The following is a 24,799-nucleotide window of genomic DNA, read 5'->3' on the forward strand; positions in this document are numbered from 1 at the left end:
TCCCGGCGCGGCGATCCGTTGACCCCCGCGTCACCGGCCGCGAACCTCCGGACTGCCGGTGCCGCCGGGCCCTTCCCTCCGGCCGCACCGGAAATCCGAATCCCCGCGGCGGTGTCCGTTCGCGGGCCCGGGAATCAGGAGGCGTACAACCCATGTTCGTCCAGAAGACCCTGCGGCGATTGGCCGCGCTGGTACCCGCCGTGCTGGGTGCCGCGGCGCTCGTGACGGCACCTGCGCACGCCGAACCCGCACTGCCACCGTCCGGTGAGGTCGCGCCGCTGATCGTCGGCGGGCGCCCGGCCACCCAGCAGTACCCGTTCACGGCCTCGCTCCAGCAGTACGGCAGGCACGGCTGCGGCGCTTCGCTGGTCGCACCGCGGTGGCTGGTCACGGCCGCGCACTGCGTCACCGGCGGGCTCCAGGCCCGCATCGGCTCCAACGACCACACCTCCGGCGGCGAGCTGGTGCAGGTCGCCCAGTCCATCCGCCATCCGCGCTACAACGGCCAGGCAGGTCCGTACGACATCGCGGTCATGCGGCTCGCCTCTGCTGTCCGGAGCCAGCCCGTGACCATCGCGGGCAGCTCTCCCGCCCCCGGCACCGGCGTGCGGCTGCTCGGCTGGGGCCAGGAGTGCCCGAACCCGCAGTGCGGCCCGGCACCCCGCAACCTCAAGGAGCTCGACACCAGGATCAACCCCGACAGCATGTGCCGGACCGGGTACGACCCCAGCATCGAACTGTGCGTTTTCGGCAACGCGACGTCCGGAACCGCCTGCTACGGCGACTCCGGCGGCCCGCTGCTGGTCAACGGGCAGCTGGCCGGTGCCACCAGCCGGGCCGGAGCCAACTCCCCGACCTGTGGGACCGGCGACGCCACCGTCTACACCGACGTGACCGCGCACCGGCAGTGGATCTCCCAGGCGACCGGCGGCGCCGTCCGCTGACCCGCCGAACTCCCGGCGCGTGTGGACGCCGGCCAGGTGCCGCCCCCGATCCCGCGGGGACGGCACCTGCGGTCGTCCACTCCGGACTGATGCCGATCAGGGCCGCGCCGACCCGAACCACCGCCCCAACTCCCCGGCCAGCCCCGGCTGATCGGCACCAACCCAAGCCACGTGCCCGTCCGGCCGCAGAAGCACGGCGGCCGCATCCAGCTCCTCGCTGACGTCGACGACGTGATCCACCCGGTCCGCCCATCCCTCGACCGACAGCTGACCGGTCTGGTCGAGCAGCAGCCCGCGACCGCCGTGCATCAGCTCGTAGAGCCGCCCCCGCTTCAGCTGGACGTCCCGCAGCCGCGCGCCGAGCAGTTCGTGTCCCTCGCCGAAGTCGTAGCGGACGTCGACGGCGGTGATCATCCCGGTCAAGTACCGGTTCACCTCCTCGAAGTCCATCAGCTCCGAGAGCAGCTCGCGCAGCGCGGTCGCCCCGGGGTCGGTCCCCAGCAGCGTCATCTGCGCCCGGGTGTTGGCCAGCACGCGGGCGGCGACCGGGTGCCGTTCGGCGTGGTAGCTGTCGAGCAGCTCCTCCGGCGCCCAGCCCGCGACCGCGGCGGCCAGCTTCCAGCCGAGGTTGAACGCGTCCTGCACACCGAGGTTGAGCCCCTGCCCGCCGGTCGGCGGGTGGACGTGCGCGGCGTCCCCGGCCAACAGCACCCGGCCGACGCGGTAGCGCTCGACCTGCCGGGTGGCGTCGCCGAACCGGGAGAGCCAGCGCGGCGAATGCACCCCGAAGTCGGTGCCCGCGACGGACCGCAGCTGCCGCCGGAAATCGTCGAGGGTCGGCGGCACCGCGCGGTCCTCGGCCACCTCGTCGGCAGGCACGATCACGCGGTACATCCCGTCCCCGAGCGGATGCAGGCCGAACCGCAGCTGGGTCTTGCGTGCTTCGGCGACCACGGCGGCGATCGTCTCCTCGTCCTCGGTCGCTGCCATCTCGCCCAGCAGCGTCTCGGTTTTGGCGGGCTCGCCGGGAAAATCGACGCCAAGCCGCTTGCGCACCACGCTCCGCGCTCCGTCGCACCCGACGACGTAGCGCGAGCGCAGGTGCGTGCCGTCCGCCAGTGCGACGGTGACACCCTCCTCGTCCTGGCTCAGGTCGACCACTTCGCAGCCGCGCCGGATCTCGGTGCCGAGCTCCACGGCGTGTTCGCCGAGCAGCCGCTCGGTGTCCGGCTGCGGGATCGCCAGGCTGTACTGGTGCGCGGTGTCCAGCCGCTCCGGCCACGGCTTCTGGATGCCGCCGAAGAACCCGCCGACCTGGAACTTCCTGCCGTTGGCCAGGAACCGGTCCAGCAGCCCGCGCTGGTCGACCAGCTCGACGCTGCGCGCGTGCAGGCCCTGGCCGCGGGACTGCCGGGTCGGTTCGGTCAGCCGCTCCAGCACGACCACCCGCACGTCGTGCAGCCGCAACTCGGCGGCCAGCACCAAGCCGGTCGGCCCGCCGCCGACCACGATCACGTCAATCATCAAGCACGCCCATTTCCGCAGGTCCTGGCTTCGAGCGGAAATTCTGCGGCACGCCCCGGGTCTTGCCGCAAGACCCGGGGTGCGCTATACGTTGAAGCAGGCGGGGATCAGAGTGGCTCGTTTCCTCAAAGTGGACGCAGGCGCCCAGAACTGACCCGTTACCATCCGGCCCATGCTTCGAGGCAGGCTGTTGTGAACCCGTGGCTTCAAGCTGCGCTGACACTCGGCGCTGGCGCCATCACGACATGCGGTGCGCTGCTCGTTGGTCGACTCACCGTGCGCGGCAACGATCGCGCCACCAGGCAACGCGACCTTGCCTCCGTCCGCGAGACCGAGCAGCGCGAACTCGCCCTCACCTAGTCGCCAGACCTTGGTTCCACCCGCGTGTCCGGACCTGGATAAATGAGGGTTTCGTGGCCGCCTTCGAATCGCACCAAGTACGGCGGTTCGCCGTCATACCCCCGCACTTCAATAATCTCGCCCAGACGTTCGCCTCCTCCCACGACGCGGCCCTGCACATAAATCCTGTCCCCGACGGATGCCCGCATGACGCATGTCCCTTCGTTGCGCTTGCCGCCAGCATCCGGCACACACGCCCTGGACCGCTTGTCCCATCGGCATGAATCCACGTGCTCCGATAGGCGAAAGATCAACTACGGGCGGTAATACCTCCTACCTGCCGTCCTACGCCCTGCCTGCCGGGGCCGTAGCCGACTGATCACTGAGTACGCACTGTCTGCGGGGCCCGGAGGTGGTGCATGTCTTTCGAAATTCGCGGGACCGGTGGGGTGCGTGCGAAGTGGCGCGGTGATCGTGCCCGACGGGCAGCGCCGCGGCGCCGGTCGCGGCGTCGAGCATGTGCGCGAACTCGAACTCGCGGCGGCCGAAGCCGCCGCCGCGTTGGTCCCTCGGTCTCACCGCAGACTCGTCGGTCTCACTTCGGTCTCACAACCCGCCTGAACGGCTACGAGGGGCATCCCCACATGCGCTGAACACACCCAGAAAGCACGATATCCCCTGCTAGGAGGGGATATCGGCTGTCTCGACCAGACGCGCGCCCGTAGGGATTCGAACCCCGAACCTTCTGATCCGTGGTCAGATGCCCGTCGTTCCCGGATCAGATACCCGCGATCGTCGCCGGAGCGCGTTCGCTCCGGCTCAACGCGCGCAGCACGGCCGTCTGCCCGTGCCGGACCACGGCGAGCCGGGACAGCAGGCCGGCCACCGGCTCGAAGACCTGCGGCGGGAACACCGGTGTCCCGATGCCGGCGCTCAGCGCCAGGTCGTCAGAGTGCACCACGACCTCCATCATGCGCGTCAGCAGGAAGTCGTTGAGCAGCAACGGCCTCTGCGTGAACGAGATGACCCGGTCGTCCGGCTCGGCGGACAGCGCCGCCCGCTGCCGGACCACCGCCTGCTGGACCTCGTCGGCCAGCGCGTTCGCCCCATCGGCCGCGGCAGCCTCGCCGCCCTGCCGGATCCGGACGTTGATCTCCGCATCGACGCCGCCGTGGAACGCCTCGGCCCTGGCGTAGAACTCCAGGACCGACAGCGGCGCCGCGTCCGGGGCCTCGGTCTCCAGCAGCCCCGAGACGTAGAGGACCTGCGATCCGAGGTGACCGGCGAGCCCGTGGACGCTGAACTCCGCCAACGCGCTGGGCCGGTCCCACGCCGCGGCCACCGCGGGATCGCGGAGCAGCGCCACCGCCGACTGCGCTGCCTCCAGGTAAGCATCTCTGATCGCGGTCATTCCTCCGCCTTTCAAACGCCGTGTTCGCTGTCGATCACAGCATGGGCGGACCCGATCCGGCATGTGGGCACGGCCACTCCCGGAGCCTGACGCCGGAGATCGTGCACTTCGCCGGCCGGCGTGGGCTGTGGCCGCACATCACCTTCGGCACGACCGGCGCGGCTTTGGACGTGCTCGTGCCGGCCACCGGCGCAGAGCAGCCCCGGGCCGGAACCGGAAAAAGGCAACCCCGGGGCCGTTTCCTGGCGGTGTCCGCGCAGGCCGAACCGGACGCAGTTCGGGGCCCCGGGGTCGGGTAGCTGCCTTGTATTCGCCGACCGCTCACCCGCGGTGAATCCCGCAGGATCACACACGTCGGGTCGGCTGGAGTGCCTTGGGCGGTCCTAGCGGACAGCCACCTCACAAGTCCTGTTGGTATTCAACGTTGGACCACCTCCTTTCCTGTGTACCGCCGAGGCTAGGACGTCCCGCGCGGTCCGGGCAACGGGTTTTTCGCACACCACGCCACCCGCCTCTGGTCGATGGTCAGACGACCCGGTGCGCTCGGATCCGGGGCCACGCCTGATCCAGGCACCTAAGGAGCAGTGATCTCCCAGCCCTGAAAAGGGAAAGCGGTGGCCGGGCGCTCCAGCCGCCCGGCCACCGCTTTCGTCCCCCTCAGAACACCGGCGCGTTCGGGGCGCACGGGGGCTCGGGGGCCGTCGGGTCCAGGCTCTGCTTGACGTAACCGATCGCGCGGTCGGAATACGTCATGGACAGGTGGTCGGACGCGTCGAGCAGGCAGCCGTCCTGCAACGTGATGTTGCGGACCTCCGCGCCCGGTCCGGCCTTCAGGAAGGTCGACTCGTAGGGCGTGGTCACCTCGTCGTAGCGGGTGGCGATCACGTGGTAGTCGACGCCGGGCACGGTGTCGCCGTCGGCGTTGAGCTCGGTCATGAACTCCGACCCCCGCACCTGCTGGGTCGCCGCCTGCCCGAGCATCAGCCTTCCGAAACCCAGCACGTGCATGTGCTCGGCCAGCGTGGCGATACCGCTGAGCGTGGTGCCGTGGTGCGTCGCGCCGAACGTGACGAGGTTGCGGACCTTGTTCTCCGACGGGTCGTCCGGGTTCGCACCTCCTTCTTCCTTGAGGTACTGGCGCGGGACCACACCACCCTGCGAGTGACCGACGATGTCCACTTGGGACGCTCCGGTGGCCGCCAGCACCTCGTCCACGAACTCGCCGAGTTCGGCGGCCGAGCGGCGGATGTCGCCGGTGCCCTTCACCGCCGGGTGCATGCTCGCGCCGCTGTCCGGGGTGTCGCCGTAGTCCAGGCCGAAAACGCAGTAGCCGTCGTTCTTCAGCGAAGGCGCGAGCTCGGCGAAGTTGTTGTACCGGTTCTCCCAGGTGCCGTGCATCAGCACCACCGGGCGCGGGTGCTTCTCGGTCGGTTTGCAGGACCAGTCGTTGGTTCCAGGGGCGTCGACGTCGGGGCTCAACATCGAGAACCCGATCGCGAGCGGGAAGCTGTTGAGCTGCGGTCCCTGCCGATCCGATTCCGCCGCGTGCACCGATGTCGCACTCATCATCCCGGCGGCGGTCAGGGAGCACAGCGCCAGCATCCGACGCCGTCGGCTGATCGTCATTGATCCTCCAGGACAAGGTCGCCGGCCCGGAGGAATGCCCGGGCGCGTTGATCAGGTGGCAAACCCTATCCACGGCCGACGGCGGTCCAAAGGCTCGAAGCCGGACGACCTCGGTTCTTGTCACCTGAGGAAGAACTTCCGGCACCGCACTTGTCACGCAAGTGGCATCGAGCTATTCAGTGACCGCTTTCGCCACGGCGATGAACAGGCCGGTGCACTTGTCCACGATTTCCTCCTCGCTGACGTCGAGCGTGCCGCCGAGCCACGACGAGAGGGTCTGCGCGAGGCCGCCGACCAGGAAGTCCGCCGTGAGGTCAGCGCCTTCCTCCGCCCCGAACACCGCACGCACCTGGGCGCGCAGCAACCGCACGAACATGCGCGTGGAGTCGACCCGGCGGCCGGCGAGCACCGTGCTGTTCAACGCCGGGGAGAACAGCAACCGTCCGCGCCGGGGGTCCTCGGAGATGCTGCGCACGATGGCGTTCAGTCCCGCGCGCACTTTGTCGGGCGGGTGGTCGGCTGTCTCGACCGCGGTGAGGGCAGCGTCGGCGATCTCGGAGACGACCCGGTCGAACACGGCGACGGCGAGCGCGTCCCGGTCGGCGAAGCTCTCGTAGAAGTACCGGGGGACGAGCCCGGCCTCGGCGCAGACCCCGCGCACGGTCAGCCGCGGGTCGCCGTCCGCGCCCAGCAGCTCCAGCCCCGCCTCGACCAGCCTCGCGCGCCGGGCGGTCTGGCGTTCCTCCCCGGCGACACCTGCGTACACGCGCGCGCTCATGCCCTCCAGCATGTCACCGGTTCGTCGTACCTCGCCCACCCGGCGAAATCTGATAACGTCTGTGTTCAGATCACTTCCGGAGGCAGGGAGGACGCGATGACCAAGCCCGCGCCGACCACCCGGCCGCTCGACGAAATGATCGTCGGCGCCGGCCTGATCGCCGGATCAGCGAACGTGATCATGCAGCTCGGCCGCCCGGGCGTCGGTTACGGAGTGCTGGAGAGCAAGGTCGACAGCGGGAACCTGTTCCACCGCCCCTGGAAACGCACTCGCACCACCTTCACCTACCTCGCGGTCGCCACCTTGGGCACCGACGACGAGAAGCGGAAGTTCCGCCAGGCCGTCAACCGCGTCCACGCGCACGTGCGCTCGGACGAGTCCAGCCCCGTGCGCTACAACGCGTTCGACCGCGAGTTGCAGATGTGGGTCGCCGCCTGCATGTACAAGGGATTCGAAGACTCCTACGAAGCGTTGAGCGGGAAACCGATCCCCGAGCAGCAGCGGGAATCGCTCTACTCCGCCGCGGCACCGCTCGGAACGACCCTGCAGGTTCCGCCCGAGATGTGGCCCGCCAGCAGGGAGGACTTCGCCGAGTACTGGGCCGAGGGGCTGGAACAGATCTCCATAGACGAACCGGTCCGGGAACTCCTCCTCGACATCGCCGCGCTGCGGTTCCTGCCCACCGCGCTCAGCGTCCTGTTCGGACGGTTCAACGAGTTCATCACGACCGGCTTCCTGCCCGAGACGTTCCGCGAGCAGATGCACCTGACCTGGACCGCTCGGGACCAGCGCAGGTTCGACCGCATCACCACCGCGATCGGCGCGATCGCGCTGCGGCTCCCCCGGCCGCTGCGGCAGTTCCCCTTCGGCCTGCTGCTCTGGGATCTGCGCAGGCGAATCAGGACGGGCAGGCCGCTGGTCTGATCACGGCCAGGTCCGCTTGCGCTCCAAGGACTTCCCCCGGGCGTCGTGGCTGGTCCGGAGTTTCGCGGACTCGGGGCTCTGGTCGAGCAGTTCGGCGAGCACTGCCGCCCGTGCGGGTCGTCGGGAGACGCGCCGCGGCCGTCGTGGAAGTGCACGTCCGCGATCGTGTTGGACGCCAGCACGTCGAAGGCGCGGTTGTAGACGACGGCCGGGTTGTCCGGCCAGGACGCCATGAGCTCCAGCAGGCTCGGGTCGACGCGGTCGTGCACGGCGGCGATCCGGGTGCGCGGGCTGAGCCCGGCCAGGAGGTTCACCTCGCCTGGACGGACCTGCGTGGACGTCCTGATCAGCAACGCCGGGGTCATGCCGCTGTCCCGCCTGGACGCCCTGCTGGCCGACGAGTGGGACCGGGTGAACGACGTGAACGTGCGCGGGCTCCTGCACGGGATCGCCGCCCCACTGCCCCACTTCACCGCGCAGGGCTCGGGGCACTTCATCACGATCGCCAGCGTCGGCGCGCACCAGGTCGTGCCGACCAGCGCCGTGTACTCCGGCACCAAGTACGCGGCCTGGGCCATCACCGAGGGCCTGCGGCAGGAGGCCGACCTCGCGATCCGGGTCACCACCGTCTCCCCGGAGTCGTCATCTCCGAGCTCGCGGACTCCATCACCGACCGCGCGGCGGCGGAGGCGATGCGCAGCTACCGCAGGCACGCGATCACCCCCGAGTCCATCGCCGAAGCCGTCGCCTACGCCCTCGACCAGCCATCCGACGTCGACGTCAACGAGATCGTCGTCCACCCGGCCCACCAACGCTGACCACGCAGGAGGAACCTGTCGGAGCGCGCCTGCACGAACCCGCCGCGCGCGTTGACGCGCAGGATGCCGTCGCCAGCTTCGTGACCGGCGTGCTCGTCGCGGTCGATTGCGGGTGGACCGCCCAGTAGCGCGGGGTCAGGCACCGACCTGGACTTCGACGGCGCGGCCGTCCGGGTCGGTGAGCACGTGGCGGCCCGGAGCGAGGTCAGCCGCGGCCAGGGAAACGCTGAACCCGAGGCGGTTGCTGGAAACCGGGCGTCTGGTGCTCGTCGGGTACAGCTCGATCACCAGGCCGCCCGGCAGCGTGGCCGCGTAGTGCTCCGGGCCGGAGCCGTGCTGCTCGGCCACGAATTCCAGGCCCAGGCCGGCGTAGAACTCGCGGCACTGCTCAAGGCGGTCGGTGTACACGACGAGCAGGACGGCGGTCGTGGGCATCTCTTCTCCGCTCACTAGGTCCCGGTCAGCGGTGCGCCGATCTGGACGTCGAAGTGCGACGCGTGGTCGGCGCCGGTGGCCGGGCCCCGGTCCGCGTCGATGATCACGACCGTTCCGGCCACGATCCCGGCGAATCCGGTACCGGAGGTACGGCACTCCTCAAGGCGCTCGGTGACCGGACCGCGCACCTCGTCGGTCAGGAACGTGAGCCCGTTCGGGAAGTTCTCGCTGAGCGGACGCTGTTGCGCGCCCGACTCGATCCTGCTGCCGATGCCGAACTCGGCCGAGACGATCTGGTCCCCGCGCAGCGAGACCCGGAAGTCCCCGTTCGACTGCACGCGGTTGCACGACTGCTGCGGAGGGTAGAAGCAGTCGTACCCACCGGCCAGGAGATCGTCGACGGCCGAGCTCATCGTGGTCGCGTAGTGCTCGGCGCCGAAGGGCCAGCGCCGCACCGAGGCGTCCCGCGCGGTGACGACCAGCCCGTCGACCGCGGAAAGGAGGTAGTCGGCGTTCCCGTCCCGCCACGCCGTTCGCGGGACCTCGGTGCCGGTTCGCTCCCTCCGGTCACGGTCGAACTCGTCGATCTCCGCGCGCACTTCGGCACCGGCCTCGGGCCAGATCGCGGCCAACGCCGGCGCCGCGGCGGCGGCCAGGTCCTCGCTCGCCGGAGTGTGCTGGAACCACGCCCAGGCCAGGCGGTCCTCGCGGTCGAGCAGGAACTGCGCCGTCTGCGGCGCGACCTGGCCGGTCGTGTCCCTGCGGCCGATCCGGCACCACAGGGCTCGACCGTCGGCGTTGGCCCGGACCTGCGCGCAGAACCAGCCTGCGCCGGTCAGCGGCGCGGTGACCGAGGCGGCCGTGCCTCCGGGCGGAATCGGCTCGGCCCGGGAGTTCTCGCCCACCGGGGCGTGTTCGTACACCCCGGCGGGCGGTAGCTCCGGCGGCTCGGCCGACCCGGCGCAGCCGGTCAGCGCGAGCGCGGCCAGCACCAGGCCGGACAACGCGGCCGCCCGAGCGGAGCTTGATCGGAACATGCGTCCATCAAAGCAGGTGGACTGTTCCGGCCACGCTCAGCGCCCGTGGTTGTGCATGACGTGCTTGGTGCGGGAGTAGTCGTCCAACGCGTAGATCGACAGATCCCTGCCATAGCCGGACCCCTTGAAGCCGCCCCAGGGCACGTCGTTGGCAAGCACCAGGTGCGAGTTGACCCACACGGTTCCGGCGTCCAAGCGCGCCGAAACGTCGTGGGAGCGGCGCGCGTCCTCGGTCCACACCGACGCCGACAGACCGTAGGGGCCAGCGTTCGCCCGGCGCACCGCTTCGTCCTCGTCGCTGAAGGTTTCGACCGTGACGACGGGGCCGAAGACCTCCTCCCGGAGGATCTCGGCTCCCTCAGCAACATCGACCAGAACCGTTGGCGCCACGAAATAGCCAGGCCCCGCGAGCACACCGCCGCCCACGGCCACGCGGGCTCCTTCGTCCTCGGCGCGCTCCAAATACCCCGTCACGCGGTCGAAATGTGCCTTCGAGACCAGCGGTCCGACCTCGACGTCTTCACCCGCACCCGGCTCTCCCACCACCAGGGCACCGACTTCGGCGGTCAAGCGCTCGACGAACTTCTCAGCCACCGACTCGTGCACGAGCACGCGGCACGCGGCCCCGCACTCCTGACCGGAATTCCAGTAACCGGCAACGCGCAACGTCGATGCGGCGGCTTCGAGATCGGCGTCCGGGAAGATCACCACCGGTGCCTTGCCGCCGAGTTCCAGGTGCACGCGCTTGAGGGTGTCGGCGGCGGATCGGGCCACCGCCCGGCCGCTGCTGACCGAGCCGGTCAGCGCGACCATGTCGATGTCCGGGTGTTCCGAGAGCCGCGCGCCGACGACCGGCCCCAGCCCGGTCACCACGTTCAGCACACCGGGCGGCAGCAGGTCGGCGACGAGTTCGGCGAACTTCAGCGTGGTCAGCGGCGTCTGCTCGGACGGCTTGATGACCAGCGTGTTGCCCGCGGCGAGGATCGGCGCGATCTTCCAGGCGGCCATCATCAGCGGGTAGTTCCACGGCGTCACCACACCGACCACGCCGACCGGTTCGCGCCGGATGACCGACAGATGGTTCTCGACGTAGTCACCAGCGGCCATGGAGGTGGTCGCGCGCAGCGCACCCGCCATGAACCGGAACGTGTCGATGGTTCCCGCGATGTCGTCCTGCGCGACCGGGAGCGGCTTTCCGGTGTTCGCCGACTCCAACCGGACGAGCAGTTCGGCGTTCTCCGCCACTCGATCCGCGATCGCGTGCAACAGTTCCGAGCGGTCCTTGGGGGCAACGCGTGCCCACTGGTCCTTCGCCGCCACCGCGGCGGCGACTGCTCGGTCCACGTCCTCTGCGGTACTTTCCGGAATCTGGGCGAGGACTTTCTCCGAACACGGATCGATCACGCCGGTGACGCTGTCGAATCGGGCGTCGACGAATTCTCCGCCGACGAAGTTCCGGGCCGGCGGGAGATCGGCCGACGTGACGAGCGGTGACGCATCCGGTGCGCGGCGAACCGCGGCCGTTCCGAGTTCTGCCGAAGTGGTCATCGAGCGCTACCTCCGTCGTGGTGCAGGAGCTGCGGCTTCAGCTCAGTGGCGAGGGAAGAAATCGCTTCCGCCGTCGCGGAATCGAGGTCCAGCAGCGGTGGACGGGGGCCGCCGGCGGGAAAGCCGACCGCGTTCAGGGCGGTCTTGACGGCCGGGATGAACGGGGCGGACATCATCGCGTCCATGAGCGGGTAGATCCGGGACCACTCGGTGCGCGCGCGTTCCAGCTCACCGGCGCGCAACGCCCGGTGGATCGAGACGAGCTCGGCGGGCATCACGTTCGCGGTGCCGGCCATGACACCGGCAGCGCCCTCGGTGAACGAGGCCAGCAGCAGGCTGTCCCAGCCGACGAAGGTGGAGATGACGTCGCCGTGGTGGTGGATCAGCTTGCCGACCTGCGACATGTCGGCGCTGGTGTCCTTGATGTAGCGGACGTTCGGGATCTCCCGGGCGAGCTGCCCGACGATCTCGGGCGAGAGGTTGACACCGGTCGCGCCGGGCAGGTTGTAGAGCATGATCTGGACGTCCACCGCGCCCGCGACCGTGCGCAGGTAGCGCAGGGTCTCGTCGAGGGTGAGCGGCTCGTAGTACGGGGTGACCAGCATCAGGACCGAGGCACCGGCGTCCTGCGCGTGCTGGGACAGTTCGACGGCTTCGGCCGTGCTCACCGCACCGGTCTGCGCGATGACCGGCACCCGCCCGGCCGCCTGGTCGATCACGGCTTCCACGACCAGGCGCCGCTCCGCGGCGGTCATCGCGGCGAACTCACCGGTGGAGCCGCAGGCGACCACGCCGTCGACCCCGCCGTCGATGCTGCGGTCGACCAGGCGGCGCAGGTTGCCGAAGTCGATCTGCCCGTCCGCGGTGAACGGGGTGGCGAGAGCGGTCAGGACACCGCTCAGTTCTGCCGACATAGCAGGAATCTCCTTGTCCGGGTAGCAGTCATATCCACAGTGGACTAAATGGCGGGGAGGCTCTGCCGCTCGGTGGCCAGGAGGCTCTGGACCTCCTGCGCAGCGGAGAGCCCGGTCTGGATCGCGGTTTCGGTGTAGAGCGTGCCGAGGTAGTCGCCGGCCAGGAAAACCCTGCCGCCGCGGCGCGTGAGCGCCTGTTGCAGCTTCGCTCGGCCCGGGAAGCAGTAGGGCGCGCCCGTGGGCCAGCGCTGCACCTCCGCCTCGACCACGTTGTCCGCGAAACCGGGCAGCACGTTGTCGAGATCGGCGAGGTAGGTCTTGCGGATCCCGTCGTCGTCGAGGTCCAGGAGCCCGCGCGCGAGGCTGCCCGGCGAGAAGGTCATGATGCTGCTCCCCGGCCGGCGTTCGGCCTCGCGCGCACGCACGATGTTGGACATGTTCAGCGCGATGTTGAACGACTGCTTCGGCGTCGCGATCGCGTAGGCGTCGTCCCAGCCCTGGCGCCCGGTCTCGTCGCTGAGGAAGGCCGCGCTCACGTACGGGCCGTAGACGACCTTCGACAGCGCCTCCCGCACCTCGGGTTCGAGATCGACCGCGACCCGGTGGCTGACGGTCGCGGGCGTCGCCAGCACCGCGTAGCGCGCCTCGATCTGCTTCTCGGCCCCGCCCTGCCGGTAGCGGATGACGACCGACCTCGGTTTCTGGACGATCTCGTCGACGGCCGAGCCCAGCTCGACCCGGCCGGACAGGGCGGCGGCGATTCCTTCCGTGAGCGTGGACGGCCCGCCGAGGATGCTCTGCGAGAGACCACCACCGATGTTCCACACCAGGCTGAAGTAGCCGACACCGGCACCGGCCGAGATCTGGTCGATGTCGGCCGCCGAGCGGGTCACGGTCGGCTTGAACAGCGCCTCGGCGTCCTCGGGCAGCTCGCCGATGAAGTCGGCGAAGCTCCGGTCGTTCATGAAGTCGTAGACCCGCTGCTGCCGCGCGGCCTCGTCCTCGCCCGGCCGCGGCTTGACGATCCGGGCGTACCTGGCGACGGCCAGGCCGACCTTCGCGCCCGTCTTCAGCATCGCCAGGCGCGACGGCCACGACATGGGGATCCGGAACGGGTAGCTCTCCACCCGGCCCTTGAGCAGGAGCCTGCCGTTCATGGCCAGCCCGGCCAGCGACCCCGGCACCTTCGTGGAGTCGATGCCGGTGTCGCCGAGCAGCCACCCCGTCGCCGAGTTCCCGCCGGCGAAGACGTGCCCGCCCCAGTTGAGCCAGTACGGACCCCGGCGTTCCGAGCGGATGCGCCCGCCGACCCGTCCCTGCGCTTCGAGCAGGACGACGTCCCGGTGCCGCAGGCGCCACGCGGCCGCCAGCCCGGCGATGCCGCCTCCCACGATGACCACGTCTTTCATCGGTCCAGCCTTTCCAGGCAGAGGGTCGTGCCTATCCAAAAAGGTGCTACTTGGTCCCGGCCGCAGCCGGACTCCGGGTGACCGCCGCGGATTCGTGCAGCGCCTGGCCCTTGGTCTCCGGCGCCCAGGCAACGCACATCGCGGTGCCGACGGCCGCGATTCCGGCGCCGACGAGCATCGTCGGACCGAGCCCGATGGTGTCGAGGCCGACGGGCAGCAGGTAGGTCCCCGCAGCCGCGCCGATCCGGCTGATGGCGCTGGCCACGCCGACCGCCGAGGCGCGGATGTCGGTCGGGAACAGCTCGGTCGGGTAGATCCACTGCAGGATGTTGCCGCCGCCCAGCGCGAGCGCGTTGACGACGAACATCAGGATCGCCAGGGCGGCGGCCATGCCGGGGAAGAAGCCGAGCGCGGCCATCGAGACCGTCACGCCGACGAAGGTCCAGATGATGACCGGACGGCGTCCGAGGCTGTCGACCCAGACGATGCACGGGAAGCAGCCGGCGAGCGTCACCAGGCTGACGACCATCGACCACAGCAGCGAGGTGGTGCCCTCCTCGAACCCGTAGGCGCCGAGGATGACCGGGTAGAAGGTCCAGATCGCGAAGGCGGGCGCCACCTGGCACATCCAGAAACCGCCGACGAACAGGGTGCGTCCCAGGTAGCCGCCGGAGAACACCTCGCGCAGCCGGGACTTCTTCGGCGGTTCGTGCTCCGCGAGCTGCGCGAGCTCCTTGTCGGTCGGGTAGCGGCCGAAGGCGGTGTTGATCGCTTCGCGCGCGGCGTCGGGCCGGTTGTGGCGCAGCAGCCAGCGGGGGGACTCGGGCGTGCCGATCCGCGCCAGCAGGATGATCACGCCCGGCACCGTGGCGCTGGCCAGGACCCAGCGCCACAAGCCCTCGCCACCGGCCAACGCGACGAGGTAACCCACGGCGTAGGAGGCCGACGCGCCGACGAACCACGCGGCGACCAGCGCCCCCATCGTCCGGCCGCGCCGGTTGGCTGGCAGCCATTCGGCGAGCAACGAGGTGGCGATCGGGTAGTCCGCGCCGACCGCGACACCGGCGACGAAGCGCAGCAAGATCAACTGCCACGCTTCCGTGACGAACAGCGACAGCACCGAGGCGGCCACGAGCGCGATCAGGTCGATCGTGTACATGACCTGCCGCCCGACGCGGTCGGTGACCCAGCCGAAGACGAAGCCGCCCACCAGCACGCCGACGAGCGCGGCGGCACCGACCACCCCCTCGAGGAAGGAGGTCAGGCCAAGATCCTTGGTCGCACCGGCGATCGCCACGCCGATGACGCTGAGGATGTAGCCGTCCAGGAAGGGGCCACCGGAGGAGAGGAAGAACAGCTTGCGGTGGAACCGGCCGTAGGGCTGGTTGTCGATGATGGAATGCTCCACGATGAGCTCCTGCAATCGCGTCCCGGCACTCAGCGGGCGCACCGGTCCACCGGAGTGGGAGTGCTGCCGCCGGAGTTGTCGAGCGGGGCTGAAGTTGGACGTTGCGAGCTCGCGGTGCCTTGTGGGCGTCAGCGGCGTGGCCGCCGATAGCGACGAAGTATGCGAACGGGCCCCTTTGTCGACAACGTCCATGTATCCCGACCAGGCACCGGGCTTGAAGTGAGTCAGAAATCCGCCTAGCATTCGTGGCGATGGCCAGACGCTCACGCGACGCGGTGGTCCTCACCGACAGCGAGCGCGCCACGCTGGTGAGCTGGACCCGCAGCCGCAACCGGTCGCACGCGCAGGTGCTGCGCGCGCGGATCGTGCTGGCGTGCGAGCGGGAGGCCACCAACACGGCTGTCGCCGAGCAGCTCGGCGTCTCCGTGGACATGGTCCGCACTTGGCGATCCCGTTTCGCCGCCGAGAGGTTGGACGGGCTCGCGGAACGTCCGCGCCCCGGAAGGCCGCCGGCCATCGACGACGACACCGTCGCGGAGGTCCTCGTCGGCACCCTCGCGCCGCCGCCCGGCGGGCGGCGCTGGTCGACGCGTTCCATGGCCGAGGCGGTCGGGCTGAGCCAGACGCGGGTGAGCCGGATCTGGCGCGCGTACGGGATCCAGTCCAGGCCGGGACATTCCGCGCTGCGCGAGGGTGCGGGCCGGACGCTGCCCGTGCGGGTCCGGGACGTGGTCGGGCTTTTCCTGTCCCCGCCCACGCGGGTGCTGGCCGTCGCGGCCGACGACCACGCGGTCTCGCTCAGGGAACCCGCGGCGACCACACCGCGGAAATCCGCGGAGACGCGGGAACTTTTCGCGGTGGCGAACGCCTTCGCCCTGGTCCGAGGCGGCGCGAACGCGCCCGACCAGCGGGCGGAAAGCACGTCGCTGCGCGCTTTCCTCGAACGTCTCGACCGCGGTGTCCCCGCGGGGATGGCCGTTCACCTGCTGGTCGACGGGCTGAGCGCCACGGCCCGGGACACGGTGGAAACCTGGCTGGAAGGGCATCCGCGGTTCCACCAGCACGCCGTGGCACCGAACGGATCCTGGATCGACGAGATCGACTTCCTCCTGGCGCACAACCCGTTGCCGAGCGAGAACGTGCTCGGCTTCGCCGCGTCGCTGGCCAGCCTCCGGGACGACGTCCACTCCTGGTGCGGCACCTGGACCCCGCGGTCCCAGCCGTTCTCGTGGACCAAGAGCCCGCGCGCGCTGTGGAGCGGCGACCGCGACTATCAGGGTCTTATTAATGACTCAAACCTGGATGATGAGCCCGTCGCCCGGAGAAGGGGCGCCGAAGAGCACAACGATGCGCTGGGCACCTCCCCGGGCACACCCCGGATCGCCGACCAGGTCGCCCGGCTCGTCCGGGAGGCGCTGGCCAGCGGTCAGTTCAAGCCCGGTGAACGCGTCAAGGAAGCGCCGCTGGCGAACCGCCTCGGCGTCTCCCGCGGGCCCGTGCGCGAAGCCCTGCGCGTGCTGGCCGAAGAAGGCATGCTCGAACGGCTTCCGAACCGCGGAGCCGCCGTCCCGGACGTCACCGCCACCAACGTGCTCGACCTGTACGCGGTGCGCGCCTACCTGGGCGGCCTGCTGATGCGCCGCACCGCCCTGCTCCCCCGTTCCGCTCTGCGCCCGGTCAGCACCGCGCTGGCCGAGGTCCGGGTCGTCGCCGGGCACGGCGACCACGCCCGCATCGGCGAGGCCGACCTCGTCTTCCAGGACGCGATCGCGCGGACCGCGCGACTGCCGCAGGCCGGGCGGGTCTTCGAACGCCTCACCATGCGGCTGCGCATGTTCAACGCGATCCTGCAGCTGGACTGGGCCGAAGCGGTGGACCTCATCGCACGCGAGGACATCGGCCTCTACGAGGCGATCCGCGGCGGCGACGCCAACGAGGCCGCCCGCCGGTGGCGGGTGAAGGTCGAGCGCAGCGTCCGCTACATGGTCGCCCAGCTCCCCCAGGACCACTTCGACCCGAACCTCTGGGTCACCATCGCCGGCAAACCCGAACCACGCCCCGGCGATCCCCGTTCACCGCAAAGCAGTTCCACCTGAACACGACATCGGACGGAAAGGACACACCGTGCTGACCTCACCAGCAGGGCGCCGGGTTCTGGTCACCGGCGGGAGCCGGGGAATCGGCAAGGGCATCGCCGCGGTCTTCGCCGAAGCCGGTTGCCACGTGGTGATCACCGGCCGGGACGAGGACGCGCTGGCAGGTGCTTCCGCCGAGCTCGGCCGCAACGTCTCCTGGTTGGTCGCCGACACCTCCGACCCGGCGGACTGCCGCGCCGCGGCCGAGGAAACCGTCCGCCGCCACGGCGGGCTCGACGTGCTGTGCGCGAACGCGGGCGTGTTCCCGGAGGACCCGCTGCACAGCATGACCCCGGAGAGCCTGCAACGGGTGATGGCGACCAACTTCCACGGCACCGTGTACTCCGTGCAGGCGTGCCTGGACGCCCTCGCCGAATCGGACCTCGGCAGGATCGTCGTCACCTCCTCGATCACCGGGCCCATCACCGGATTCCCCGGCTGGAGCCACTACGGCGCGAGCAAGGCCGCGCAGCTGGGCTTCATCCGCACCGCGGCGATCGAGCTCGCCGCGAAGGGCATCACGATCAACGCGATCATGCCCGGCAACATCCGCACCGAAGGGCTCGACGCCCTCGGCGAGGACTACCTGCGGCGGATGGCCGCATCCGTGCCGCTCGGCCGCCTCGGCTCGGTCTCCGACATCGGCCACACCGCGCTCTTCCTCGCCAGCGCGGAAGCCGGCTTCATCACCGGGCAGACGATCGTGGTCGACGGCGGCCAGGTGCTGCCGGAAAGCCTCGACGCCCTCGGGACTTCGTGAGGCCACCTGGTTGGCGGCTTCCTCCGGTCGATCGGTGCTGATCTGCTGACCCGGTGGGAAAACGTCGTCGGCTTCGGCGCCGGCACCTCCTCGCGGCGGTGATCGCGACCTGCGGGATCGCGGTCGCCCTGCTGGACTTCTTCGACACGACCGCCCGCGAAGTCGCCGACGGTGCCGTCGGAGCACTGGCCGAAGGCGACGTGGCGGCGTACAGGTCGCTGCACTGCCCCTTCGTCCAGGACGGGCCGCTGGCGGCAGTTCCGCCCGTCTCGTCGAAGGCGACGCTGACGGTCGAACTTCTCGGCTTCAAGCAGTTCCGGGGCGAGGAGGGGGACCACGCCAAGGCCACCGTCGCCGTGCGGGAGATGAACGCCGAGTTCGCCCTGCTGATCCTGGACCTCGAGGGTTCCTGGTGCGTGGTGAACGCATACCTGTGCGGTCAGGGAACCGGCGACAGCCACTCCTTCGTCGCGACGGTCGAATGCAGTGACCGCCCCTACTGGGGCAGTAGCTGACCCGCCGCGGTCGCAGCGGCGGGGGTGAGCAGTCTCCTGCCCACCCCCGCAACATCCACAGTGGACTCCCACTCCACCCTCAGCCGCGGTCCAGGGCCGGACGCCTGGTGTCGAAGGTCCAGCCCGGGATCAGGTACTGCATCGCCGCGGCGTCGTCGCGAGCGCCGAGTCCCTCCCCGCGATACAGCTCGTGCGCGGCCTCCACGCGTTCCTCGTCCAGTTCCACCCCGAGCCCGGGCGCCTCGGGCACCGGGATCCGCCCGCCGGTGATGCGCAGCGGATCCCGGGTGAGCCGCTGGCCGTCCTGCCAGATCCAGTGCGTGTCGATCGCGGTGATCTCGCCCGGGGCCGCGGCGGCGACGTGGGTGAACATCGCCAGCGACACGTCGAAGTGGTTGTTGGAGTGCGATCCCCAGGTCAGACCCCACTCGTGGCAGAGCTGGGCGACCCGGACCGATCCGCCCAGGGTCCAGAAGTGCGGATCGGCCAGCGGGATGTCCACCGCCTGGCAGCGGATCGCGTGGCCCAGCTCCCGCCAGTCGGTGGCGATCATGTTGGTCGCGGTGCGCAGGCCGGTCGCGCGGCGGAACTCGGCCATCGTCTCCCGGCCGGAGTAGCCCTCCTCCGCTCCGCACGGGTCCTCGGCGTAGGCGAGCACGTCCCGCAGGGACCGGCCGATCCCGATCGCCTCGGCCAGCGGCCAGGCCCCGTTGGGGTCGAGCGTGATCCGCGCGTCCCGGAACCGCTCGGCCAGCGCCCGCACCACTTCGGCCTCCTCCCGGCCGGGCAGCACGCCGCCCTTGAGCTTGAAGTCGCGGAAGCCGTAGCGCTGCCGCGCCGCCTCCGCCAGCCGCACCACCGCCTCCGGCGTCAGCGCCTCCTCGTGCCGCAGGCGCAGCCAGTCGTCGGTGCCCTCGGGCTCCCGGTAGGCCAGGTCCGTCTTCGTGCGGTCGCCGACGAAGAACAGATAGCCCAGCACCGGAACGGTGTCGCGCTGCCTGCCGTCGCCGAGCAGCTCCGCTACCGGCACCTCCAGGTGCTTGCCGAGCAGGTCGAGCATCGCGGCCTCGAACGCCGTCACGACGTGGACGGTCACCCGCAGGTCGAAGGTCTGCACGCCGCGGCGGTCGGTTTCACCGAAGCGCTCGCGGACCGCGCGCAGCACCGCGCGGTACCGCGCGACCGGCTGCCCGACGACGAGATCCCGCGCCGCTTCGAGCGTGCGGCGGATCGGCTCCCCGCCGGGCACCTCACCGACCCCGGTCCGGCCCTCGGAGTCGGTGAGGATCACCAGGTTCCGGGTGAAGTGCGGCCCGTGGGCTCCGCTCAGGTTGAGCAGCATGCTGTCGTGCCCGGCCACGGGCACGACCCGCATCCGGGTCACCACCGGTTGTCGTCTCATGCTCCCCTCCGCTCAGTGCCTGCCGAGTTCGCCGTCGACGCGGCGCCACAGCCCGTCCGGATTGCCGTCGGCCAGCGCGCTGGGCAGCAGCGCGGGTGGCACGTCCTGGTAGGCGACCGGGCGGAGGAACCGCTCGATCGCCAGCGTGCCGACCGAGGTCGTCCGGGAGTCCGAAGTGGACGGGAACGGACCGCCGTGGACCATGGCGTGCCCGACCTCGACACCGGTGGGCCAGCCGTTGAACAGCACCCGGCCCGCCCGCAGCTCCAGCACTCCGAGCAGCGCCGCCGCCTCGGCGTGATCGGCCTCGGTGGCGTGCACGGTCGCGGTCAGCTGACCTTCGACCGACTCGGCCACCCGCCGCACCTCGGCGGCGTCGCGGCAGCGGATCACCAGCGAGCACGCGCCGAAGACCTCCTGGTGCAGCTGCGGTCCGGCGGTGAAGCCCGCCGCGTCGGTGGCCAGCAGCGCCGCCCGGCACGCGTTCGGCGCGTCGGATTCGGGACCTCGCGCCAGGACCGTCGCGTGCGCGCTCAGCTCGTCGACCCCGGCCGCGTAGCTGCCCGCGATTCCGGGGGTGAGCATCGTCGTCGGCGCGGCCTGCTCGACCGCCGCCGCCGCGGCGTCCAGGAACTCGTCCAGGCCGTGCCCGTCGGCGGCGATGACCAGGCCGGGATTGGTGCAGAACTGGCCCGAACCCAGCGTGAGCGATCCCGCGAACTCCGTCCCGAGCCGCGCGCCGCGCTCGGCCAGCGCGCCCGGCAGCAGGAAGACCGGGTTGATGCTGCTCATCTCCGCGTAGACCGGGATCGGCTGCGGCCGGGCCGCCGCGGCCCGCACCAGCGCCAGCCCGCCCGCGCGGGAGCCGGTGAACCCGACGGCCTGGATGCGCGGATCGGTGACCAGCGCCGTGCCCAGGCCGGGACCCGGCCCGAACAGCAGGGAGAAGGTGCCCGCGGGCAGCCCGCTGTCGGCCACCGCGCGGGTGATCGCGCGGCCCACGAGCTCGGAGGTGCCGAGGTGCGCGTCGTGGCCCTTCACGACCACCGGGCAGCCCGCCGCCAGCGCCGCGGCGGTGTCGCCGCCCGCGACCGAGAACGCCAGCGGGAAGTTGCTGGCGCCGAACACCGCGACCGGCCCGAGCGGCACCTTGCGCTGCCGGATGTCGGCGCGCGGCAGCGGGGTGCGATCCGGCAGCGCCGGGTCGACGCGCGCCCCGATCCAGCTCCCCTCGCGCACCACCTCGGCGAACAGCCTGAGCTGACCCGTGGTGCGGGCCCGCTCACCGGTGAGGCGGCCGGCAGGAAGGCCGGACTCGGCGTGGGCGCGCTCGATCAACGCATCGCCGAGTTCCTCGATGTTGTCGGCGATGCGCTCCAGGAAGCGCGCCCGCTCCTCGGCGGTCGTGCCCCGGTAGGCGGCGAACGCGGCGGCAGCCGCCTCGCACGCCCGCCGCACCTCCGCCTCGCCGCCGTGGCCGTAGGCAGGCTCCAGCTCGGCGTTGGCGGCCGGGTCCAGCGCGCGCACCTCGGCTTCCGCGCCGAACACCGGTTCCCCGGCGATCAGCATGTTCCCGGTCAGCGCGGTCATCAGCGCCCCTCCTGTTCCGGCAGTCGTCCCACGAGATCGGCCAGCCGCGCGGTCTCGGCTTCGTCGAGGTCGGTCAGCGGGGGCCGCACCGGCCCGGCGGACCGGCCGACGACCCGCATGCCCGCCTTGACGATGCTCACCGCGTACCCGGCGCGGCGGTTGCGGATGTCGCAGTAGGGCAGCACGAACTCGTCGAGGTAGCGGTACACCGCCGCCCGGTCGCGGTCGCGCACCGCGTGGTAGAAGCGCAGCGCGAACTCCGGGACGAAGTTGAACATCGCCGACGAGTAGGTGGTCACGCCCAGTTCCAGCAGCGGCAGCGCGAAGGTCTCGGCGGTGGGCAGGCCGCCGATGTAGGTGAGCCGGTCGCCGAGGCGGGCGTAGAGCCGGGTCATCTTCTCGACGTTGCCCACGCCGTCCTTGAAACCGACCAGGTTGGGGCAGTCGTCGGCGAGCTCGGCGACGGTGGTCTCCTCGAACACCGCGTTGGCGCGGCTGTAGAGGATCACGCCGAGATCCGTGGCCGCGCACACCGCGCGGACGTGCGCGGCCAGGCCCCGCTGGTCCGCTTCGGTCAGGTAGGGCGGGAGCAGCAGCAGCCCGTGCGCGCCCGCCCGCTCGGCCGCGCGCGCCATCTCGACCGCCATGGCGGTGCCGTAGCCGGCGGGCGCGATCACCGGCACGCCGTCGGGCACCTCCCCCACCGCGGCAGCCACGACCGACTCGACCTCGGCCGGGGTGAGCGAGAAGAACTCGCCGGTCCCCCCAGCGGCGAACAGTCCGGCCGCGCCGAACTGGCTCAGCCGGCCGATGTTGTCCCGGTAGGCGGGCTCGTCGAAGCTGCCGTCCTCCCGGAAGTGCGTCACGGGGAACGACAGCAGTCCACCGGCGAGCTGCCGGGCGACCGCGCTGGGCGAGTGCATCGGGTGATCTCCTTGTCTGGTTCTAGCGAACTGGCGGGCAGGGCGTGCGCGCGGCGCGCTCCCGGACGAGCAGGACCGAGGCGGCCGCCAGCAGCGAGGCGAACGCCAGCGCGTACAGGCCGACGGTCACGGTTCCGGTCTGCTCCTTGACGAATCCGAAACCGAAGGGTGCTACGAAACCGCCGAGGTTGCCCAGCGAGTTGATCAGCGCGATCGCCGGTGCGACGATCCGCGGGCTCAGGCCGCGCTGCGGGATCGACCAGAACAGCGGGCTGGCGCTCTTGAACCCCATCGCGGCCACGCACAGGAACAGCAGCGCGGGCCACGGCGGGACGACGGCGGCCAGCCAGGTGCCCGCTGCGGCGGTCAGCAGCGCCACCACCAGCAGCGGACGCCGGTCGCCGACCCGGTCCCCGGCGCGACCGGCCAGGTACATCGCCACCACCGCGCAGATCCAGGGCAGCGACGACAGCAGGCCGACCGTGATGTCGCCGGTGCCGTCGATGCGGCGGACGATCGCGGGCAGCCAGAACGTGTTGGCGTAGATGGACAACTGGATGGCGAAGTAGATCCAGCAGAACAGCAGCAGCTCCGGTCGCAGCAGGAGCCGCCAGCGCGAGCCGCCGCGCTCCTCGGTCTTCGCCTCGTCCTCGGCGTCGATCCGCCTGATCAGCGCGGACTTCTCCGCGTCGGACAACCACTTCGCGTCGGCGATCCGGGCGTCCAGGAAGAAGTACGCGACGATGCCGACGACCACCGACAGCAGCCCTTCCAGGCCGAAGAGCCACTGCCAGCCCCGCACGCCCAGGACTCCGTGCAGCGACAGCAGCGGCCCCGACAGCGGACCGGAGATCGCCGCGGCGATCGAGGACCCGGCCACGAACAGGGCGGTGGCCCGGCCGCGGTGCGAGTCCGGCAGCCAGCGGGTGAAGTAGAAGATCACCGCCGGGAAGAAGCCCGCCTCGGCGGCGCCGAGCAGGAACCGGAGCACGTAGAACATCTCCGGACTGCTGACGAACGCCATCGCCGCCGACACCACGCCCCAGCTGACCATGATCCGGGTGAGCCAGATCCGGGCGCCGAAGCGCTCCATCAGCACGTTGCTGGGCAGCTCGAACAGCGCGTAGGCGATGAAGAACAGCCCGGCGCCGAAGCCGTAGGCGGTGGCGCCGATGCCGACGTCGGCCTCCAGGTAGGTCTCGGCGTAGCCGATGTTGGAGCGGTTGAGCTGGTTGCAGATCAACATGATCACGAACAGCGGCACGATCCGGCGGAAGATCCTGCCGACAGCGGTGGCCAGCGCCGGATCGCGCTGGTCGGACGTGAACGTCATCGGTCACTCCCTCGGATGCGGATGCGCTGACCGTAAGATGCGTCATCGATGCACGTCCAAGTCCGATTGAGCATCCGCTGATACCCAGGTTGGATCGAGGTTCACGGGATTTGGATCGACATAGGCATGGGATTGGATAGATGTTCACGCTGACCCAGCTCACCGGTTTCGTCGCCGTGGCCGAGGAGCAGCACTTCGGCCGGGCCGCGCAGCGGCTGCGGATGACCCAGCCGCCGCTGACCCGCCAGATCCAGCAGCTGGAGAAGGAGCTCAAGGTCCAGCTGTTCGACCGGACCAGCCGCACGGTGCGGCTGACCCCGGCCGGGCGCGCGTTCCTCCAGGACGCGCGGCGGCTGCTGCACGAGGCCGACAACGCCGCGCTTTCGGTGCGGCGGGTGACCGCGGGCCAAGAAGGCATCGTGCGGATCGGCTTCACCGCGACCTCGGCCTACGGCGTGCTCGGCGGACTGCTGGCCGACGTGCGGGAACGGCTACCGCACGTCGACGTCGTGCTGCACGAGCTGGTCACCCGCGACCAGGTCGAGCTGCTGTCGGCGGGTTCGCTCGACCTCGGCCTCGCCCGCCCGCCTGCAACGCGGCCCGAGCTGTCGTCGCGCCGCTTCCGCTCCGAACCGCTCCTGGCGGCGCTGCCCGCCGCGCATCCGCTCGCCGCCGGCGAGGGACCGCTGGAACTGGCGGAACTGCACGGCGAAGCGCTGGTGACGTACTCCCCGACCGAAGCGCGCTACTTCCACGAGCTGCTGGTCACCGCGTTCCACAAGGCCGGTGTGCAGCCGGTCTACGTCCAGCACGTCAGCCAGGTGCACACCGTGCTGGCCCTGGTGGAAGCGGGTCTCGGCAGCGGCCTGGTCCCCGCCACCGCGGCCCGGCTGCGCTTCGACGGCGTGGTCTTCCGGCCGCTGCGCCTGACCGAGCCCGATCCGGTCGAACTGCACCTGGTCTGGCGCGCGGCGAACGACAACCCGGCCCTGCACGCCCTGCTGGACCTGCTCTAGCGACCCGCCC

General features: G+C 70.7%; 21 protein-coding genes and 2 pseudogenes. 7 read left to right on the forward strand and 16 right to left on the reverse strand.

Annotated features, from left to right (window positions below):
- The first annotated feature begins 152 nt into the window (after positions 1-152).
- Positions 153-944 carry a S1 family peptidase gene (locus ABD691_RS10925; protein WP_344679456.1) on the forward strand — a complete coding sequence of 264 codons (792 nt, stop codon included), beginning with the start codon at positions 153-155 and terminating at the stop codon, positions 942-944.
- A 96-nt stretch (positions 945-1,040) separates the two neighbouring features.
- Here the strand turns inward: ABD691_RS10925 and rox are convergent, their stop codons facing one another.
- From rox to ABD691_RS10950, 5 genes are all read right to left on the reverse strand, one after another.
- Positions 1,041-2,468, reverse strand: coding sequence for a rifampin monooxygenase (rox, locus tag ABD691_RS10930; protein ID WP_344679457.1), 1,428 nt, complete (start codon positions 2,466-2,468; stop codon positions 1,041-1,043).
- Positions 2,469-2,824: 356 nt separating this feature from the next.
- Positions 2,825-3,016, reverse strand: coding sequence for a DUF1918 domain-containing protein (locus tag ABD691_RS10935; protein WP_344679458.1), 192 nt, complete (start codon positions 3,014-3,016; stop codon positions 2,825-2,827).
- A gap of 569 nt (positions 3,017-3,585) precedes the next feature.
- Positions 3,586-4,218 carry a maleylpyruvate isomerase N-terminal domain-containing protein gene (locus ABD691_RS10940; protein ID WP_344679459.1) on the reverse strand — a complete coding sequence of 211 codons (633 nt, stop codon included), beginning with the start codon at positions 4,216-4,218 and terminating at the stop codon, positions 3,586-3,588.
- 657 nt (positions 4,219-4,875) lie between these two features.
- A complete protein-coding gene (locus tag ABD691_RS10945; protein ID WP_344679460.1) occupies positions 4,876-5,844 on the reverse strand; it encodes an esterase/lipase family protein in 969 nt (322 codons plus the stop codon).
- A 172-nt stretch (positions 5,845-6,016) separates the two neighbouring features.
- Entirely contained in the window at positions 6,017-6,622 is a 606-nt protein-coding gene (locus tag ABD691_RS10950) for a TetR/AcrR family transcriptional regulator (RefSeq protein WP_344679461.1), read from the reverse strand.
- A 96-nt stretch (positions 6,623-6,718) separates the two neighbouring features.
- On the opposite strand from ABD691_RS10950, the gene ABD691_RS10955 reads away from it, so the two are divergent.
- Positions 6,719-7,546, forward strand: coding sequence for an oxygenase MpaB family protein (locus ABD691_RS10955; RefSeq protein WP_344679462.1), 828 nt, complete (start codon positions 6,719-6,721; stop codon positions 7,544-7,546).
- 185 nt (positions 7,547-7,731) lie between these two features.
- Here the strand turns inward: ABD691_RS10955 and ABD691_RS10960 are convergent.
- Positions 7,732-7,911 (reverse strand): annotated as a pseudogene (locus tag ABD691_RS10960) (hypothetical protein); the annotation flags it as partial.
- On the opposite strand from ABD691_RS10960, the pseudogene ABD691_RS10965 reads away from it, so the two are divergent.
- Positions 7,880-8,364 (forward strand): annotated as a pseudogene (locus tag ABD691_RS10965) (SDR family oxidoreductase); the annotation flags it as partial. The pseudogenes ABD691_RS10960 and ABD691_RS10965 sit on opposite strands and share 32 nt — an antisense overlap.
- A 135-nt stretch (positions 8,365-8,499) precedes the next feature.
- Here the strand turns inward: ABD691_RS10965 and ABD691_RS10970 are convergent.
- Genes ABD691_RS10970 through ABD691_RS10995 form a run of 6 tightly spaced genes read right to left on the reverse strand, consistent with a single transcriptional unit; the run spans position 8,500 to position 15,115 of the window.
- Positions 8,500-8,799, reverse strand: a complete 300-nt coding sequence (locus tag ABD691_RS10970; protein ID WP_344679463.1) for a VOC family protein — start codon at positions 8,797-8,799, stop codon at positions 8,500-8,502.
- 14 nt (positions 8,800-8,813) lie between these two features.
- Positions 8,814-9,836, reverse strand: a complete 1,023-nt coding sequence (locus ABD691_RS10975) for a hypothetical protein (RefSeq protein ID WP_344679464.1) — start codon at positions 9,834-9,836, stop codon at positions 8,814-8,816.
- Between the two features lie 36 nt (positions 9,837-9,872).
- Positions 9,873-11,384 (reverse strand): aminobutyraldehyde dehydrogenase, encoded by a 1,512-nt coding sequence (locus ABD691_RS10980; protein ID WP_344679465.1) that lies wholly within the window; start codon positions 11,382-11,384, stop codon positions 9,873-9,875.
- Complete coding sequence (gene dapA / locus ABD691_RS10985) at positions 11,381-12,298, reverse strand: 4-hydroxy-tetrahydrodipicolinate synthase (RefSeq protein WP_344679466.1); 918 nt, start codon at positions 12,296-12,298, stop codon at positions 11,381-11,383. The genes ABD691_RS10980 and dapA overlap by 4 nt, the downstream gene beginning before the upstream one ends.
- 44 nt (positions 12,299-12,342) lie before the next feature.
- Positions 12,343-13,707, reverse strand: coding sequence for an NAD(P)/FAD-dependent oxidoreductase (locus ABD691_RS10990; RefSeq protein ID WP_344679467.1), 1,365 nt, complete (start codon positions 13,705-13,707; stop codon positions 12,343-12,345).
- Positions 13,708-13,753: 46 nt separating this feature from the next.
- A complete protein-coding gene (locus ABD691_RS10995; protein WP_344679468.1) occupies positions 13,754-15,115 on the reverse strand; it encodes an MFS transporter in 1,362 nt (453 codons plus the stop codon).
- Positions 15,116-15,366: 251 nt separating this feature from the next.
- Here ABD691_RS10995 and ABD691_RS11000 point away from each other — a divergent pair, with 251 nt between their 5' ends.
- From ABD691_RS11000 to ABD691_RS11010, 3 genes are read left to right on the forward strand one after another with little or no spacing between them, the layout of a single operon-like run.
- The gene (locus ABD691_RS11000) at positions 15,367-17,211 is read left to right on the forward strand and encodes a GntR family transcriptional regulator (RefSeq protein ID WP_344679469.1); all 1,845 of its coding nucleotides are present in this window, start codon (positions 15,367-15,369) and stop codon (positions 17,209-17,211) included.
- Between the two features lie 28 nt (positions 17,212-17,239).
- Positions 17,240-18,010, forward strand: a complete 771-nt coding sequence (fabG, locus tag ABD691_RS11005) for a 3-oxoacyl-ACP reductase FabG (protein WP_344679470.1) — start codon at positions 17,240-17,242, stop codon at positions 18,008-18,010.
- A 53-nt stretch (positions 18,011-18,063) separates the two neighbouring features.
- On the forward strand, positions 18,064-18,525 hold the full coding sequence (locus ABD691_RS11010) for a hypothetical protein (protein ID WP_344679471.1): 462 nt from the start codon (positions 18,064-18,066) through the stop codon (positions 18,523-18,525).
- Between the two features lie 79 nt (positions 18,526-18,604).
- On the opposite strand, the gene ABD691_RS11015 is transcribed toward ABD691_RS11010, so the two are convergent.
- From ABD691_RS11015 to ABD691_RS11030, 4 genes are read right to left on the reverse strand one after another with little or no spacing between them, the layout of a single operon-like run.
- Positions 18,605-19,927: an enolase C-terminal domain-like protein gene (locus tag ABD691_RS11015; protein WP_344679472.1), complete on the reverse strand. Its 1,323-nt coding sequence runs from the start codon at positions 19,925-19,927 to the stop codon at positions 18,605-18,607.
- Positions 19,928-19,939: 12 nt separating this feature from the next.
- Complete coding sequence (locus ABD691_RS11020) at positions 19,940-21,517, reverse strand: aldehyde dehydrogenase (NADP(+)) (RefSeq protein ID WP_344679473.1); 1,578 nt, start codon at positions 21,515-21,517, stop codon at positions 19,940-19,942.
- Positions 21,517-22,440 carry a 5-dehydro-4-deoxyglucarate dehydratase gene (gene kdgD / locus ABD691_RS11025; protein WP_344679474.1) on the reverse strand — a complete coding sequence of 308 codons (924 nt, stop codon included), beginning with the start codon at positions 22,438-22,440 and terminating at the stop codon, positions 21,517-21,519. The genes ABD691_RS11020 and kdgD overlap by 1 nt, the downstream gene beginning before the upstream one ends.
- 22 nt (positions 22,441-22,462) lie before the next feature.
- Positions 22,463-23,773, reverse strand: coding sequence for an MFS transporter (locus ABD691_RS11030; protein WP_344679475.1), 1,311 nt, complete (start codon positions 23,771-23,773; stop codon positions 22,463-22,465).
- 140 nt (positions 23,774-23,913) lie between these two features.
- Here ABD691_RS11030 and ABD691_RS11035 point away from each other — a divergent pair, with 140 nt between their 5' ends.
- On the forward strand, positions 23,914-24,789 hold the full coding sequence (locus tag ABD691_RS11035) for a LysR substrate-binding domain-containing protein (RefSeq protein ID WP_344679476.1): 876 nt from the start codon (positions 23,914-23,916) through the stop codon (positions 24,787-24,789).
- The last annotated feature ends 10 nt before the right edge of the window (positions 24,790-24,799 follow it).

Origin of the sequence: Saccharopolyspora taberi, assembly GCF_039534165.1 — a bacterium.
Lineage (GTDB): Bacteria > Actinomycetota > Actinomycetes > Mycobacteriales > Pseudonocardiaceae > Saccharopolyspora_D > Saccharopolyspora_D taberi.